Below are 17,943 nucleotides of genomic sequence, written 5' to 3'. Positions count from 1 at the left end.
TAATTATTAGAATATGATAATGATCAAGAATTAAAAACTATATCTGTCTGAAATTAAAAACACGTATAACTTATAATAGATTCAAATCGTCCAGCAACGCAGCCGCTTCGATCAACATACAACCGCTCAGTTGTTCGGTCAGTCCTGTAGATGCTCCCGGGGCATTCCGCCAGTAAGTACCGAATAAGACATTCGATTTATTGGTTCCCTGCGTCCATAATGTCTCGGCATTGGTTTTCAGGAACTGCACATAACGTCGTTTAGCACCTGCATCCAGGCGGTCCTGTTGGATCAGATCCGTAAAATAACGGATAAAAATACCTTTGAATAATCCTCCGTCTCCAGTTCCTTCATCCTTCAGAATAGAATTGTTGACCAATGTACTGATGGTATAATCAGCGGCCAAAACGGCATCGTTCAGATAGGCTTTTTCTCCCAATATCTTATACAATTCAACAGCCGATCCGACAAATGTTCCTTCATTGTAAGTAAATATCCAGTCTTTCTGTATTTCTCCTGTATTACTGTTTATATTGTCATACACCATTCCGTTATTACTATTGAATAATGTACTTTTCTCCCAGTTATATATCTTGAGTGCCCATTCTTTATAGGTCTCATCTCCAAACTCACGATACAGGCGGGCTGCCAGAATACAAGCCGGACCGTTTGAACAGGCATTTTTGCTATACTCCTGCCCTTTTACCCAGGTGATACCTCCACCTGCATTCTCATTCCAACCCACTTTGATATAATCCCATATCTGCAATGCCGCCTCTTTATATTTCTGTTCTTTGGTTGCCTGGTAAGCACGAAGAATAGCGAGGGCATTCCATTCCATATCATCGTAATAGTCATTCCGGAACGAATTACCGTTCTTGATCTTCACGCCTTCAAACCATTGGTCGAAATAGGTTTATATTTTGCATCTTCCGTACGCAAATAAGCATCCGTCAAAACATCCAGCGCATGCGCCTGAGGCCAGTAATGGAACGTCGTATTTCCGTTGCTATCATAATTAAAATATTTTCCTCCTGCATTCCAGAATGAATTTACCAATGCTGTCGTACTGCTGTCGGCAGCGGCATACCAATTAATATTATCATTTTCATCCGGTCCGTTCGGAGTATTATCATCATCGCCACAAGCCCCCAGGAAAAGGGGGAGAAACAGGAAAAGGAGTATATTCTTCATGACATTATTTTTAGCTGTTAAAAAAGAAGGACCCGGAATAAGATCCATTTTTCTCGAAATATACAATTCCGGGTCCTTCTTACCAAATATTTGTAATAAACTATTTAACGATTGTATGTGTGTAAGGCAGGTCTGCCGTCAGATAGACGGTATAAGTAGCCGGAACACCATCAAAATCACCCATCAGCTTCCACTTATTATCCCACTGGGATACCTCGGTAAACAGTTGCAGGTAATAATAAGATTCCGGACTGCTTGCCGTCGGACGGGAGTCTGTCTGGTTCAATGTACCCCAGTCGACTTCCTTCTCTGCATCGGCACCTCCATTTTCCCGGATAGTCATTCTGAACTTATAGCGTTCGTCCCTACCCCAGCTCTCTTGCTTGAAAGTTACCGTTTCCTTCGCCTGGAATACACCATAACCAACATAAGGCAGTTCAAACAGAGATTCTCCGTCCGGACAGAAATAGAAAGTTATTTTATTTACCAGCGTATAGGTACAGGCACCGGTATTAAAGTCTAATGTAATACGGTAAACACCGTCTTTAGCGACCGTTGTCGTTCCGTTCTCTTTCACCATGCCGTCCGCTGTATAGAACTCTCTCGGAGTACCGGTCTTTCCATCCGTAAAATAGAATGGTTTGCCTGCCGCCAGTTTTGTATACACTTCAAATTCACCACCGGCAACAGCTTTCATTTTATGTGCTTTTACCAGGTCAGTCCCACCTTCAGAAGCCTCTCCGGTCACATAGACATCGATCGGAACATCTTCGAAACCTGCCAGGCGGGTTACCGTAATCTTATTTTCAACGCCGGCTTTTACGCTCTGCAAACCTTTTGAAGAGAGTATAGTCCACTTGAATGTACCCGTATCAGACGGTTTTATGCCGACCTTACCTCCAATCTGATTCAACTGCTTATGCGTAACGGATACATAATTGCCAAATCCGTTATTATTGGCACACATCACATACACCGGTTTTGAGAAATCACCGTCTACCTTATCAAAAGCAATCTGGTAAAGAGCAGTACTTGCTTCCTCTACACTCGGTGTTTGCCATTCAAAATAAACACTGGATGATGCGGACGGTTCCAGAACAACAGATTTTCCATCCGCCGGTTCAAGTAACGCACTGACACTTGCCAAACGGTTATCCGTGTCACCCATATTATCATTACATCCCATGAAGGCCAATACGGCAGAGGTGATGAACATCAGTTTTATAAATATCGCTTTCATAATTCCTCCTTTTTATTTGATTACTAAATTATGAGTATATTCACCCTGCGTATTCAAAGAGAATGTAACATCATACGCCTTATCGCTCCAGCCATCGGTAGCCGGGCTCTTCCAGACTTCGTTGTTTGTCCACTGTTCTACATTCGTCTTTTCAGCCATATAGTAATACTCATCATTGCCGGTCGGCTTGCTATCATTATTGATGGCAGCTCTCCATTCGGTCTCTCCGTCAGAACTTTCCATTCTGAACTTATAACGATCGTCCGAATTATCGCTATCCGTCAATCCCGTTACCGTATAGTTGCTGATAGCCCAGACACCGAGACCCTGGTAATCCAGTTCTATCTCTTTCTGTGACCAGTTCAGGAACCATTTCACTTTAGTTACCTCTTTGGAAGTAAACGATCCGGCATTAAAATCAATATAATATTTATAGATACCGGTTTTGGTTGCTGTCGTACTACCGCCTTCTACCAGTTTTTCACCATTCAACGAGTATTCAGTCGGAGTACCGGTATTGGCACTGACAAACTTGAAGGACTTGCCTTCCGTCAGTTTCATGAAAACTTCAAATTCGCCGTCAGCCACTTTCTTCATGATCATGGCATTCTCCAGATCAGCTCCTACTTCCGTGGCTTCACCTGTGATATACAACTGGCTCGGAACCTCTGCGAATCCGGCTAAACGGGTAAGCGTCAGCATACGTTCTTCTTCTGCCTTAACCGGATTAATACCTTTGGAGGCATATACCGTCCATTTCAGAGTCCCTTCTTCCGCTGATCCGATCCCTGCTGAAGCGGCGATCTGGTTCAACTGTTTATGTGTGATCGTTGCATGATTAGTTCCACCATTGTTGTCGGCAGTAACTATAGAAACAGGATCGGAAAAATCACCATCCGCCTTATCGAAAACAACTTCGTACAACACAGCACCACCATCTTCGGCTAACGACGGCTCCCATTCAAAATACAAAGAAGCCGAAGCCGATGCTTGCAGGACAACGGCTTTCCCATTATCCGGTTCATATAACGCTTTAACGGCAGTCACGCCCAAATGCCTCACTTCTCCGTCACTGCTACATGCCGCAAAGACCATAGCAAAAGCGAACAGCATCATATATTTTATAGATATTATTTTCATATCTCTTAGATTTTTTGGATTTAAAACTTTTGATCAATATCCCGGATTCTGAGTCAGATTCTTATTGATATCCCGTTGTGACTGCGGAATTGCGAACAAGTAATCTCTATCTTTATTGAAAGATCTCTTATCCAATTGGATATACTGTGTATTATCCGCTGCAAATTTCGCTCCGCGAGGATTGCCATTTAGTGCTGTCTCGATCGTTTTCCAACGGCGGATATCATAGAGTCTTGTCCCCTCGATAGCCAATTCACAACGGCGTTCGCGGCGTACAATAGTCTGCATATCACCTGAAGCCGGGTAATTCAAAGCAGAAGCGTCTGTGAAACCGGCACGCTCGCGGATCGGACGGATCGTCTTGTTCCAAACTGTTTCGTTCATCTCACCCAGTTCTGTTTTCGCTTCAGCATACATCAATAAGACATCGGCATAACGCATCAGAATCAGATTCAAGCCGGAAGCAAGACCTGCCGGAGCGGTCGGATCAAACCATTTACGGAGATAATAACCTGTAGCGGTAGAATTCTGTCCCGGACCGATATATTCATCCAGGTTGGCAGCACCTGCATCGGCAGAAGAACCCGGTTTGATATAAATTGTAGACGTTTTACCGTTGCCGTCTGTCCACTGGTAGCCATGGTAAACGATAGTAGCCTGCAATCTGGGATCTCTGTTTATGTAGGGATCGTCTTCTTTATAGCCGGAACCGCTTTCATGAATCGACCGGCCATTTTTCATGATATAATCGTCCACCAGTTCCTGTGTCGGAGCAAAACCGTTTACACGTCCACCCACAGACAAGGGAATCCCATCGTACATTTCACTCCAGGTTCTCAGATTCAGCAGATATCCCATATCCAGGATCACTTCGCTGTTGTATTCGTTTTCCGGCAAGAACAGACCTGCATAGCTTGAAAATAATGCATATTCACCATATTCGCCATTGATTATTTTCTCGCAGACAGACGAAACATTCTGCCAGTCGTTCTCATACAGATAAGTACGGGCAAGCAGAGTCATAGCAGCCCCTTTTGTGATCCGGCCGTTATCAGCCGCGGCATATTCCTGTCTTGTCGGCAATGTACCGACGATATCATTCAGTTCGTCACGGACAAACTTGATAACATCCGCTTTCGGCGAGCGGGCGATCGTATTAGCCTCTTCGATTGTCAGTGTATAGTCAAACAAAGGAACATCGCCATAATTATTAGCCAGGCGGAAGAACAGCATGGCGCGAATGAAACGTGCTTCTGCCTTCATCCTGTTTTTTAATGTTTCATCCATGTCGGGGACACGATCTACATTTTCCAGGAATGTGTGGCATGTTTTAATGCCTTCAAAACATTTTTTCCAATCTTCAGAGAATCGCCCCAAAGCGGCGTTTGCCTGACCCGAAGTAATCAGTTTCTCATCCGTACTACCACGTCCTTCGTATAAGTTGTCCGATAACCGTTCGTCTGCGAAGAAATAGCCGGAACTCATCATCTGACTGTAAGCCATGCTCAATACGGAAGAAGCCTTTGCCTCGGAAGTCCAGTAATTCAAATCCGTAAACTTATTGGTAGGAGCCAGATCCAAATCATTACAAGATACGAATGATGCAAGTATAGCGCATGCTATACTTGGCAAATATTTTAAAATATTCATTTTCATAACAAAGTCTATGTCTTAAAATTCTATATCCAAACCAAATCCATAATAAGTCAGTGTCGGGTAGTTACGTCCGCTGTTTGCCCCGATGCCACCGATACCACCCATATCGCTGCCGAATTCAGAAGATTCCGGATCGATAAATGAGTTCTTGGTAAATGTCAACGGATTTTCGGTATTTACGCTGACACGTAATTTCTGTACACCAAACTTCTGAGTCAGTGCCTTCGGTAAGGTATATCCGATCTGGATATTCTTCACACGTAAGTAAGCTGCATTCAACAAATAAATATCTGATCCGGCCATACCCCAGTTGTTTGTAGAAGAAGATGAGCCCGGGGCAACTAAACGAGGCCATTGGGCATCCGGATTTGTCGGAGTCCAGAAATCCAACTGATGTTGATAAATACAATAGGAATAATTTGAGTGGAATGGTTCTATCAACTCACCACGCAGATACATGGAACGTTTGCCCACACCTTGCAGCATGACGTTCAAGTCAAAACCTTTCCATGTCATATTATAAGTGAAACCGAATGTATAACGCGGAAATGCATTACCCAGTATCACACGGTCTTTCTCGTCGATGACACCATCGTTGTTCTGGTCGACATACTTCACATCACCGGGTTGAACGGAAGCTCCTACCGGCAGCGCACTGTTCGCAATCTCATCGTAACTCTGGAACAACCCGTCTGTTTTATAACCGAAATACGAACCTAACGGCTCCCCTTCACGAATCAATTTATACAACTGGTCATTCTGGTCGATACGTTCTTTTCCTCCGAAATCGGTCACTTTATTCTTTGAGTCGGAAATATTGAAATTGAAGTTATGATGGAAGTCGCCGGAATTTAATTTGTAGTTGATAGTTAATTCCCAACCTCTGTTTTTCATTTCGCCAGCATTCTCTTTGGCTGCGGAACCACCATAGATGGACGATACTTCCGGTGTTAACAATATATTAGACGTCTTCTTATCAAAATAGTCTACAGATAAGAATAAATTCCCGTTCAGGAAGGTTGCATCGGCACCGATATTAAAGTTAGCTGATTTTTCCCATGTCAGGAAGGCATTACCGTCTGTATAGCTGGTTCCCGGGACGGATATGCCATTGAATACATAGCCGTTGTTATTCATCTGATAGACAGTCTGGTAAGAATAATTGTCCACATTCTGATTTCCCAGTACACCGTACGATGCTCTCAGTTTCAAATCGCCGATGTTGCTCTTATACGTATCCATAAAGGCTTCTTCAGACAAACGCCAGCCGGCAGAGAACGAAGGAAAGAAACCCCAGCGCTCGTCTTTGGCAAATTTTGAAGAACCGTCATAACGGAAAGAGACATCTCCATAATACTTATCCATATAATTATAGCCTACACGACCAAATACGGAAGTAATACTTGTCTGGTCCGTATCATTGTTCGAGTTTTTGTTATCTTTATTCTGGATGGATTCGTCTGTCGTCGGCAATCCCAGGTCTTCATCCGTGTATTCCCAGGCAATACGGCTTGCTTGTTTTGTGTAAGATTCGTTTGAAACACCGACCAATGCGCTTACGTTATGGACATTATTAAATGTACGGTTAAAATCCAATAAGAATTGTGTACTCAGAGTATAACGCTTTTCATTATAATCTTCAGTCATTGTATTGGAGTGCATGTACAGTACCGGATTCTCCAAATCGGCAGAAGAATACAACGGCACTTTCTTGTCGCGACGATAACGATGATGCTGGGTCAAATCCAGACCTACCAAACCGGTTGCTTTCAAACCATCGATGATCTTAACATCAAGGTTCATACTTCCGATAAAATTGTCTTCGTCTTTCTTCTCATAACCGCCATCCTGCAACAATGCCAACGGATTGTCATCGCCGACTATATCATTGACCAGATATTTGTCGCCTTCCATAAATTTGTAGTAATAATAAGACGGGACACGGGATGAGTTGATGATTGTGTTTCCTGTACCACCGGCCACAGTTCTGTCTTTACGACGGTTATAAGCCATCAAAGATGTCAACTTAAAGCGTCCGTATTCCGTACTCAGATTACTACGGAAGTTATAACGTTCCATACCGAAGCTACCCTGGAAGTTACTCTCCTGGTTATAGTAACTGGCGGATACCATGTAGGTCGTATTTTCACTACCTCCGGATACGTTTATGTTATAGTTCTGTTGGAGACCGGATTTGATGATTTGGTCATACAACCATTCTTCTTCATTACGGTGATCATACAAATCGCGAATCTGGGTGGGTGTGAACTGGGGAGCACTACCCACATTCATATTTGCCTGGTTTCTCAACATGGCGTTTTGCCAGCCTTCGACCGGTGAAAATAAAATATGCGGGTCCTGGATGCCGACCTGTCCATTAAACGCAACAACAGGTTTACTGCCTTTAGAACCCTTTTTAGTCGTTACCAGGATAACACCATTTGCAGAACGGGAACCATAGATGGCTGCACTACCTGCATCTTTCAGGACAGATACATTATCAATATCGTTCGGGTTCAGATTGTTCAGAGTCGATGAACTCGATACCAATCCGTCGATAACGATCAGCGGGTCATTGTTCCCCATCGTACTGACACCACGGATGTTGATGTTCATACTGTTATCGTTCGGATTCGCATTTTTGCTCTGGATAATAAGGTTGGCAGAAGCTCCCTGCAACGCCTGAGTCGCATTGGTTACCGGACGATTTTCAAAAATCTCGCTGTTCACCTGGTCCACAGATCCGGTAATACTCTTACGGGAACGGGTACCATAACCGACAACCACTACTTCGTCCAGTTTCTGTGTGTCTTCTTTCAATATAATACGAAAATCATTTTTCCCTTTCAGAGATATCGATTGCGTCAGATAACCGATAAAAGAAACATCCAGTGTGCCATTTTCCGGAACTTCTAACGAGAAATTACCATTAAAATCAGTAACCGTTCCGTTCGTTGTTCCTGAAACAACGACGTTTGCACCGATAACAGGCTCGCCTGTCTCATCGACAATAACACCTTTTACGTTCTTTACTTTCTGATTGACCGCATTTTGGGAGGGAGAGGTAATGACCAGATAGTCACCTTTTACCGAATAAGTATAGCCTGTACCAGCCAGCACCTGGCTCAATACATCCAATACTTCCGCATTTTTCTGATTAAGCACAACTTTCTTGTTTACATCCAACTGTGTGCCATTATAGGCAATTTTGTACTTGGATGAAGCTTCAATCTTCTGGAATGCTTCCTTTAAAGAAACAGTTCCTTCACTAAAGGATACCTTTTGCGCATTGATCTGCAGGCAACCTGCGATCAAAAAGCTCAGACAATAGGTTCCAATTCGTCTGGATTTGTGTTTGTTCTTCATATGTAATTAAAATAGTTAAACAATTGCACCGATTTGAGTACGTACTCATCTATAATGACAGATGGAAAAAACGTTGCACCCAATCAATCGTAAAACTTTTTCAAATTACATGTGATTTTTTTATTGTTTCCTATTTCAGATAAATACTTTTCCCGTCAATTTTATATTCCAGACCGGGTATCAACTCTTTCAGAAGCATGAATATATTTTCTACCGATTCATTTTTATTAAAATGAACTGTCAGCAGATTCTTATTATAGGCAGATGTCTGCAAATGTATATCCAACCCATATGTACGTTGCAGGATACGGATAATATCAGTGAATGAATAATTATCAAACAGCAAACCTCCCTCACGCCAATCAGAATAATCGGCAGAAACAACTTTTCTCACATCAACGTTCCCGGATTCTATATAATAGACCAATTGTTCATCAGGCACCAGGTGAAAAGTTTTCCCCTCTTCATCCTGCAAACGGACCTGTACAGCCCCTTCTTCAAGCGTAGTCGCGATCTGCCCTATTTCAGGATAAGCGAAAAGATTGAACCGGGTACCCAACACTTCGACATTCAGTGTCCGGGCTTTAACGATAAACGGTTGTTCCGTATTCTTTTCCACCTCAAAATAACCTTCACCTGACAAATAAACCTCACGTCTGTCTCCCACAAATATAGAAGGGTATATCAGTACACTACCGGAATTCAGCCAGACCCGGCTACTGTCAGGCAAAACAATCTGCTCACGTTTTCCGGCAGGAACAAAATGTTCTATCAGCGAAACAGTCGCCAACACATCTTTCACACTGGTTGCCTGCCAATAAAAATAGACGGATGTGGAAAACATAATCAATGGTAAAAGCCATATAGCTGTCAGTTTTACCCAAAACGGCATGATCCGCACATTTTTTGATGCGGATTTTTTCTGTTCCGTAAAACCTAAATTCTTACTCAATATGGAATAAGCCTGCCGGGGACGAGCTTCATTCATTTCCGGAAATCCCATAGTATCCCAAACCGATTGCAATGCCTCATCAACTTCCGGTCTGTCTTCTTTTTTCAATAGCCGTCGATGTATCTTCCAGTTCATCTCCTCCGGGAGATCATGGTGAAAGAAATAATCAACTATTTTTTTTATATAACTCATTTCTCCTTTACGATTATATTATAAAGACTACTCTCATGCTATTCACCCCTAATTTTTTAACACAAATAAAGTATCAATAGGTATAATAAGATTTTTCTTAACTCTTTTAACGCCAGATTCAAGTGATTCTCTACCGTCTTCTTGCTCAGATCCAATTTCTCTGCGATCTCTGCATTCGATAATCCCGCTTCACGGCTCAGCTGATAAATCAGTTTACGCTGAGGCGGCATATTTGCCACCACCATGTCTATCAAAAGTTGTAAATCTTTTGCTATCAGATCTTCGTCCGGTGAGTCATGAGCCTCTTCCTCAAAAGGCTTTTCATTCAACCTTTCTATACGTATTTGCCGGGCTTCCAAAAAATTAAATGTAGTATTTTTAGATAAAATGAACAGATAAGCTCCCAAATTCCTGACATCGGCAAACATACTGCGACTTCCCCACACTTTTGAAAAAACCTCCTGGGTAATATCTTCCGCATCTTGTTGCGATTTAACCAAGCCGTATACAAAATTGTGGACTTTAGGATAATAGTGCATGAATATTGCCTGAAAAGCATCTTGGCTTCCCTGGACCAGTTCCTTCACTAATAGTTCCTCGTTGATAGATTTCGTTAGCATAGCAGCAAATATACGAAGCTAATATTTAAATCAAAACGAACACTGATAATTTGTTTCGTCTAAGTTGATCTTAAAGGGCATTTAAGGTATTTCATAGAACGGAACTACCCACATTGTAACTTGTAATGGGCTTTATTCCCCATTGCAATGGGGAAAAATCCCCACTTCAATAAAAATAGTGGGGAATAATATTGAGAGAACAAATCGACAAATTAATAATGAATCATCCCAAGCATTTTACTTCTGGAAAGCAGACATGCTCCTAATGCACCTGCACGCTCTCCTAACTTGGAAACTTTGATCTCAGTATCCTGAGAAACCAGATTCAGTGAATATTTCCGTATCGCACTTTTAATCGGCAGACTGATATATTCGCTGGTCAAAGACAAAGTTCCACCGAGTACCACCAGCTCCGGATTGAAAATATTCATAAGTCCGGCAATTCCACGGCCCAGCTTCTCACCCATTTCTTCCAGGATTTCGATGCAAAGCACATCTTCCTTCTGGATTGCCTCTATCATATCGGCCATTTTTATCTTCTCTTTTTTCTCTATTTTCTCAGCGAGAATAGTACTGCTGCCTTCACGGTAACGTTCCAGCAACTTACGATGCAAGGCAGAACCGGATGCTTCGGTTTCAATACATCCCTTTTTACCGCAATGGCACAGAATTTCGTTATCAAAGAAACAGAAATGCCCGAATTCACCGGAAAAACCGGACTTACCATAATACAGTTCACCGTTTATAAAGATGGAAAGTCCTAATCCCCATCCCATATTAATGAACAATATATTTTTTTCACCCTTTACGACACCCTGCATATATTCACCATACATCATTGCGCGGGTATCATTTTCTATATAAATTTTTATCTTAATACGTTCTTCCAGAATCTGGGACAACGGTTTTTCTTCGAAATAGAAAATACTGTAGCTATAACCGGACACAGGGTTGACACGCCCGGAAATATTAACGCCTACCGCCAGCACTTTTTCACGCGGAACGCTTAGTCGGTCGATGAAGTCATTAATCAAATTGCATAGCATCTCCAGTGCCTCCGGTGTATTCTCCAATGAATACGGGATATTTTCTTCTATACGCAGCTTGTCTCCTTTGAAATCGACCGCTGCGATATTAATTTTACTCCGGAAAACATCCACTCCGACAAAATAACCGGAAACCGGATTCAAACCATAGATATTCGGCTTGCGTCCTCCGTTTGTCTCCTGTTTTCCAAAATCCAGGATATAACCGTCATCCAGTAATTCTCCTACCAATTTCGTTACGGTAGGAATACTCAAATCCATTTCCTTGCATAACTCTGCAATTGTGGCATCGCCATTGGCTATATAATAATGTATAATCTTCTTTTTTAATAATGCACTACGATTGCTATCGGCCGTGATAAGGAATTTTGTATTCATGGTGTTCTTTTTTGTCTACTGTAAATTTGAATAAACAAAAGTAGATAAATATTCTTCAAATAGTCCTCTGAGTAAATAAAAAAAATCGACAATAAACGTCCATATAAGACCCATCCATAAGCCAAAGATGACACTTACTTTCAAAAACAAGGTTTCCTTTTAAATAAAAAAATAGAGAATATCATAGTCTTTTAAGAACTAAGATACAAAAAGAGAGTGTTTTGGCATATTAACAGAGATCTCCGGCATCCTCATAGCAGATTCATTAAAAAGTCGAAAATCATAAGTTTATTTTAATTCATCTTATTATAATGAAAAAGTAAGCCATAGTTCATACAAGACTCAGGTTCATTACAATGAATAACTTCCTTCACCTGTAACCAGACTGATGATATCTCGTAATTAAAAATATCATTTAGATCGCTAATATCCAACCCTTTGAGCATAAACAGATCATATTTATTTTTCTCATTCATACATATCACTTTAATAAAGATATAAAATTAGCATATTATCAAAGTAGGAACTAGGTACCAAAAAAACTCTTTTTCATTGTCAGCTCACAATACCATTTTTCGCTCTTTTTTTAAATACTGCGCAAATATAAATAAATATTTTTAGTAATACGCTCCGCGAATGGAAAATTATTTCATATATATCACAGAAAAGATCCATTTAGAGGGCATTCTTCAAATGAAACAATCTGTAATACAAAACTTTCCTAATTCCGCAAAACACATAATATCGCATATAAACAATGATATACAAGATATAGACACATATATCATATTTATAAAAAACATATAAGCTTCATTCAACACCTGAGTCTTGTATGAACTCTGGCGTACCCTTATCCTACTCTTTCCCATTCAATTATATCCTAAAGTCGGAAAACATTTCAGATTCTCTATCGAATTAAAATAAAAATATGTATCACCTAAAAATCAATGCTTATGAAAATCAGATGAATCTACCCGAATGCTACTAAACGTACATTGAATGCAAATGCTCCCACGGCTAAAAAACTGCCGTATTAATCGATTTATTTTAAAACAAAAGGATTATTGCATTACTCCTTTATACGATACAAACAAAAATAACATCATTATGAAGAAGAATCTTTTTATTCTAATACTATTCTCTCTTTTACCGGTTATTACATGGGCTCAAGAGAGTATAAGTGTTAAAGGGGTTGTCTTTGATAACCTAAATATGACCGTGCCAGGTGCTTCCGTAGTTGAAAAAGGAACACAAAACGGAACCGTAACGGATATGGATGGTAATTTCACTCTACAAGCGAAAAAAGGATCTAAACTCGTAGTTTCCTTCATCGGATACAAAACGGTTGAAATTACGGCGACAGATAAACAAGTATTAAAAATCATTCTTAATGAAGATAGTCAAACATTGGATGAAGTCGTTGTTACCGGTTACTCCGGAACTCAGCTACGTTCCAAAACGACTAATTCCATAGCAAAAGTCAAACAAGAAACATTAAATGTCGGTTTGTTCTCCAATCCGGCGCAAGCACTTTCCGGAGCTGTCTCCGGATTAAAAGTAATCCAATCATCAGGAAGTCCGGGAGCCGCTCCGACAATCGTCCTCCGTGGTGGTACTAACCTCGATGGAACAGGATCTCCTTTAGTTATTGTCGACGGACAATTGCGTGACGGCTTAAATGACATAAACCCGGAAGACATAGAATCAATGGAGGTTATGAAAGATGCGGGAGCAACTGCCATTTACGGAGCACGTGCCAGTAACGGTGTAATTCTCGTCACAACTAAAAAAGGGAAGGCCGGACACCGGGAAATAAACTTTAAGGCTAAAGTCGGTTTAAACTATGCTTATATGCCTTATGAGTTTTTAAATGGAGGCGAATATATCTCGGCTTTACGCCAAGCCGTCTATAATGCGGGTAATCTCTTTACCGACAAAAATGGAACTGTAAAAGGCTACGGCCCTTATTCAGGCGGTTCATTGGAAGGGGCACAACCTTATGGTACCGGTAACGTATATGGAAAATCAGTGTACAGTCCTATGTTTTTAAGTAACGAGAACGCTAACCTTCTGGAAAAAGGATGGCAAAAAATGACAGACCCGATCACCGGAAAAGAAATTATTTACAAAGACACGGACCTTGCCAGTTATAACCTGAACAACCCGTCTCTCACTCAGGATTATAACATAAATATGTCCGGAGGAAATGATCGCGCTACTTATTATGCAGGTCTGGGATACAATCATCAGGAAGCCGTCCCTATTAATACTTACTACGAACGGTATTCATTTGTAACTAATGCAAGTTACAAAATTGCAGATTGGCTAACATCCAAATCTTCTCTGAATTACAACCGTGCAAACTGGAAAAACATGCCGGGATCAAACGGGTCGGAAGCAAACTATTTCGGTCGTATCATGTCTTTACCTCCTACGGTTATTTTTGAGGATGAAGAAGGCAACATGCAATTAGGACCGGGAACCGCTGACGGAAACCAGTCCTATCAACCGGAAAAATGGGAGAATTTTAACCAGTCCGACAAGTTCACGATGGTACAGGCATTTCAGGTTGACCTAATGAAAGGATTAACACTCAACGCATCCGCCAATTGGTATTACGCCGAGCAATTAACAGAATCTTTTACAAAAGATTACGAGAAAACTCCTGGGGTATTCGACCGTACACGCAGCAGCAAAGCTGATTACAGCCGTGATTTCAGACAAACTTACAATGCCGTCCTAAATTTCACACGAACTTTTGCGCGTGATCATAACGTTGATTTAATGCTGGGTACCGAATATTATGATAAATACTACCGGTATTACAAAGCGGAAGGACAGGGTGCACCGACAGATGACTTTGGAGATTTAGGACTTACAGATAAAGGCGAAAACAAACGTACAATAGATTCAGAACATAAACAGCTGAGAATACTTTCTTTCTTCGGACGTTTAAATTATGATTTTAAGAACAAATATCTACTTTCAGCTATTTTCCGCCGTGACGGTTATTCTTCTTTACTGGGAGACAACCGCTGGGGATTCTTCCCAGGCGTTTCGGCCGGTTGGATATTTGGACGTGAAGATTTTGTAAAAGACAATTTGCCAGTCCTTTCCTTTGGTAAATTACGCATGAGTTATGGTATCAACGGAAATGCCTCCGGTATCGGAGAGTATACGCTGCAAGGCTCTTACAACACGCAGACGTACAATGGCAACATCGGTTACCTGATAGGAAGTTTACCTAATGCCGGATTACGCTGGGAAAAGACAGCGACATTTGAAGCAGGTCTCGATATGAGCTTTTTTGAAAACAGGCTGACAACCAATTTTACTTATTACAACCGCCTGACTTCCGATAAATATGCCAATCTGAGCTTCCCGACTTCAACCGGTTTCTCCTCTGTAACCAACAACAACGGGGAATTACGTAATCAAGGTCTTGAAATTGAATTATCCGGAAAAATATTCGAGAACAAAGACTGGTCATGGACTGCCAGCGGTAATATTTCATTCAACAAAAATAAAATCGTATCGTTGCCTTATAATAATCTGGAAAGAAACAGACAAGATGCATTCGAAATCTATTCCGGTAATAAACTGCCAGACGGTTCATATGAAAAAATCTGGGTCGGAGGCTATCAGGAAGGATATGAACCTAATGTTCTGTATATGTATAAAGCCGAAGATATTTACAAATCGAAAGACGAAATTCCAACCAACCTGGTTGACAAACACCTGGGAGACAAGACTCTCTATGGAACAGGAGTATGGGATAACCTTAGCGCAAACGAACAAAACGGTACCAGCAACCTACCGATCCAACCGGGTGATGTTAAATGGAAAGATGTAAACGGCGATGGTGTAATCGACCAGTACGATAGAGTAAAAGTCGGAAATACGGATCCGCATTGGACAGGCGGCTTCAATACAACCTTGCGCTGGAAAGGATTACAACTGTATGCCCGCTTTGACTTTGCCCTCGACTTCTGGATTTATGAGAACTCTGCCCAAAGTAAAACACCTTGGTATATGGGCTGTATGCAAGGCTCTTACAATGTACCGGCCGAATTATACTACGACACATGGTCGGAAGACAATCCCAATGCAAAATATCCGCGTTTCCTTTGGGCAGACCAGTTAGGAAAAGGCAATTATAACACAGCGTCCACCCTTTTCGCCTATAAAGGGAATTATCTTGCCATACGTGAATTGTCGTTAAGTTATTCGCTGCCTAAAACATGGACGGATATGGCTAAAATGCAACAAGCGTCTGTCTCTATCACAGGACAAAATCTCGGATATCTGACCGGAGCCAAGAATGTGGCAACACCTGAAGTGGCGGCCAACGGCCAGGCTGGATCCGGTTATGCCCTGCCCCGCTCAGTTTTATTTGGGATAAATGTTACTTTCTAATTCAATAGCAATAAATAATTTAAAGTATACACAATATGAATATCTTAAAATCAACAATACGATTCGGTGTTCTGGCAACAACAGTTTATCTGTGTAGCGCTTGTGATGCGCTTGACTTGTCGCCTATCGACTATTACGGTAGTTCGAATTACTGGACAAAGCCGGAGCATATCATAGGATATATGGACGGACTTCATAAAAACCTGCGTGACAAAACATACCAGCACCAGTTTATTTTCGGTGAAGTCCGCGGTGGTTCCAATGTGGAAACATTAGCCATAGATGGCACCAGTGTATCCGACCAGGGACTGAAACTACAGAAACTTTCAGCCGTGACTTCAGGCGTGAGCAAATGGGGAGAATTATATGGTCTCATAGCTAATATCAATATTTTCCTTCAAAATACGAAAGAAGCCACTTATATGTCGGATGCCGACAAGGCTTATTACCTGGGCCAGGCCTACGGCTTGCGGGCTTTCCACTATTTCGACTTATACAGGACTTACGGAACAGCCCCGTTGCAGCTGGACCCGAACAAAGTTGTAAACGGAAATTTCAATCCGGAAGAATTATACGAAGGCCGTGCAAGTGGTTCCGCCATGATAGCACAAATCAAATCAGACCTCGAAGAATCATTGAAATATTTCGGAGACAACAATTCCTTCGACCCATCCAACAGAAGCAACAAGAAAGCCTATTGGTCAAAGGCGGCTACCGAATGTCTGATGGGAGAAGTATATCTCTGGAATGCAAAAGTGTCGACCGATGACAATCAGGCCAACGAAGCAGATCTGGCAATAGCCAAAAATCATTTATTGAATGTTGTCAACAATTACGGTTTGTCGTTGCAAGAGGATTTTACCAATGTATTTTCCTCTACAAATAAAGGTAATTCCGAAATCATTATGGCTGTACGATACACTGAAGGTGAAGCGACTAACAGTTATACCAGTTTCATGTACAATTATCAAACCGGACAATTCAAAACAATCGGTTATAATAGCGAAGATGGTGTTCTGATGGGCGATACGCTTCAGGTTGGGACCACCGCGCAACAACGCCATGAGTTTAAAAAAGAAATGTTCCTGAAATATGATAAAGCAGACAGTCGTCGCGATGCTACATTTCTGGCAGCTTATTATCAGGTTTCCAACGAACATCCAAACGGAGAACTGGCCGGTACTTTCTTAAGGAAAATAATGGGACATTTCAATGTAAGCACTAACCAGTACGTATGGGATGCGGATGCTGTTATTTACCGTTTACCTCTCGTCTACCTGATGCTTGCCGAAATTGAGAATATGCAGAATGGCGATGTGGCTAAATATATCAATATGATTCGCGAACGCGCGTATGGTAATAATTGGAATATTAGCAAGTACGGTTATGTAAATGCAGATTTCACAACGAACGAACTGGCAATCCTCAACGAAAAAGATAAAGAATTCGTTGGAGAAGGACAACGTTGGTGGGATGTACGGCGTATGACCCTCACCAAAGGAGGTAAACATTTAGTATTCTGTAAAGAAGGGAGCATCGGAACAACCGAGCCTATCCTTAGCGAAGCAGAGTCATATAAAGTGCTTTGGCCCATTGAAACAGAAATGTTGAACAAAGACCCCAAGCTGGTTCAAACACCAGGTTACGAATAATCTATTTCATCTAACTGTTACCTGTAAACCGACCTGTTTTTATCGACAGCCGGCTTACAGGTAACTTTATACACCATCTAGCACAAATTAT

General features: G+C 41.5%; 9 protein-coding genes and 1 pseudogene. 2 read left to right on the top strand and 8 right to left on the bottom strand.

Features of this window, described 5'->3' with window-relative positions:
• Positions 1-70: 70 nt before the first annotated feature.
• From DXA15_RS05755 to DXA15_RS05720, 8 genes and pseudogenes are all read right to left on the bottom strand, one after another.
• Positions 71-1,194: pseudogene (locus tag DXA15_RS05755) on the bottom strand (glycoside hydrolase family 76 protein).
• A 100-nt stretch (positions 1,195-1,294) separates the two neighbouring features.
• Entirely contained in the window at positions 1,295-2,434 is a 1,140-nt protein-coding gene (locus DXA15_RS05750; RefSeq protein ID WP_128133407.1) for a SusE domain-containing protein, read from the bottom strand.
• 12 nt (positions 2,435-2,446) lie between these two features.
• Entirely contained in the window at positions 2,447-3,574 is a 1,128-nt protein-coding gene (locus DXA15_RS05745) for a SusE domain-containing protein (RefSeq protein ID WP_128133406.1), read from the bottom strand.
• Between the two features lie 33 nt (positions 3,575-3,607).
• Complete coding sequence (locus DXA15_RS05740) at positions 3,608-5,230, bottom strand: RagB/SusD family nutrient uptake outer membrane protein (RefSeq protein ID WP_046145810.1); 1,623 nt, start codon at positions 5,228-5,230, stop codon at positions 3,608-3,610.
• A gap of 15 nt (positions 5,231-5,245) precedes the next feature.
• The gene (locus DXA15_RS05735) at positions 5,246-8,596 is read right to left on the bottom strand and encodes a TonB-dependent receptor (RefSeq protein WP_128133405.1); all 3,351 of its coding nucleotides are present in this window, start codon (positions 8,594-8,596) and stop codon (positions 5,246-5,248) included.
• 130 nt (positions 8,597-8,726) lie between these two features.
• Complete coding sequence (locus tag DXA15_RS05730; protein WP_128133404.1) at positions 8,727-9,740, bottom strand: FecR family protein; 1,014 nt, start codon at positions 9,738-9,740, stop codon at positions 8,727-8,729.
• 56 nt (positions 9,741-9,796) lie between these two features.
• Positions 9,797-10,360 (bottom strand): RNA polymerase sigma-70 factor, encoded by a 564-nt coding sequence (locus tag DXA15_RS05725; protein WP_009860543.1) that lies wholly within the window; start codon positions 10,358-10,360, stop codon positions 9,797-9,799.
• A 212-nt stretch (positions 10,361-10,572) separates the two neighbouring features.
• Positions 10,573-11,784: an ROK family transcriptional regulator gene (locus tag DXA15_RS05720; protein WP_128133403.1), complete on the bottom strand. Its 1,212-nt coding sequence runs from the start codon at positions 11,782-11,784 to the stop codon at positions 10,573-10,575.
• Positions 11,785-12,891: 1,107 nt separating this feature from the next.
• On the opposite strand from DXA15_RS05720, the gene DXA15_RS05715 reads away from it, so the two are divergent.
• Together DXA15_RS05715 and DXA15_RS05710 are read left to right on the top strand one after the other, a co-directional pair.
• Positions 12,892-16,200 (top strand): TonB-dependent receptor, encoded by a 3,309-nt coding sequence (locus DXA15_RS05715; RefSeq protein ID WP_128133402.1) that lies wholly within the window; start codon positions 12,892-12,894, stop codon positions 16,198-16,200.
• A 35-nt stretch (positions 16,201-16,235) separates the two neighbouring features.
• Positions 16,236-17,852 (top strand): RagB/SusD family nutrient uptake outer membrane protein, encoded by a 1,617-nt coding sequence (locus DXA15_RS05710; protein WP_128133401.1) that lies wholly within the window; start codon positions 16,236-16,238, stop codon positions 17,850-17,852.
• Positions 17,853-17,943 lie beyond the last annotated feature (91 nt).

The organism is Parabacteroides sp. AM58-2XD (genome assembly GCF_003463685.1).
Classification (GTDB): domain Bacteria; phylum Bacteroidota; class Bacteroidia; order Bacteroidales; family Tannerellaceae; genus Parabacteroides; species Parabacteroides segnis.
Note: the sequence above shows the minus strand (reverse complement) of the source record. Positions and strands in the feature narration are given on the sequence as shown.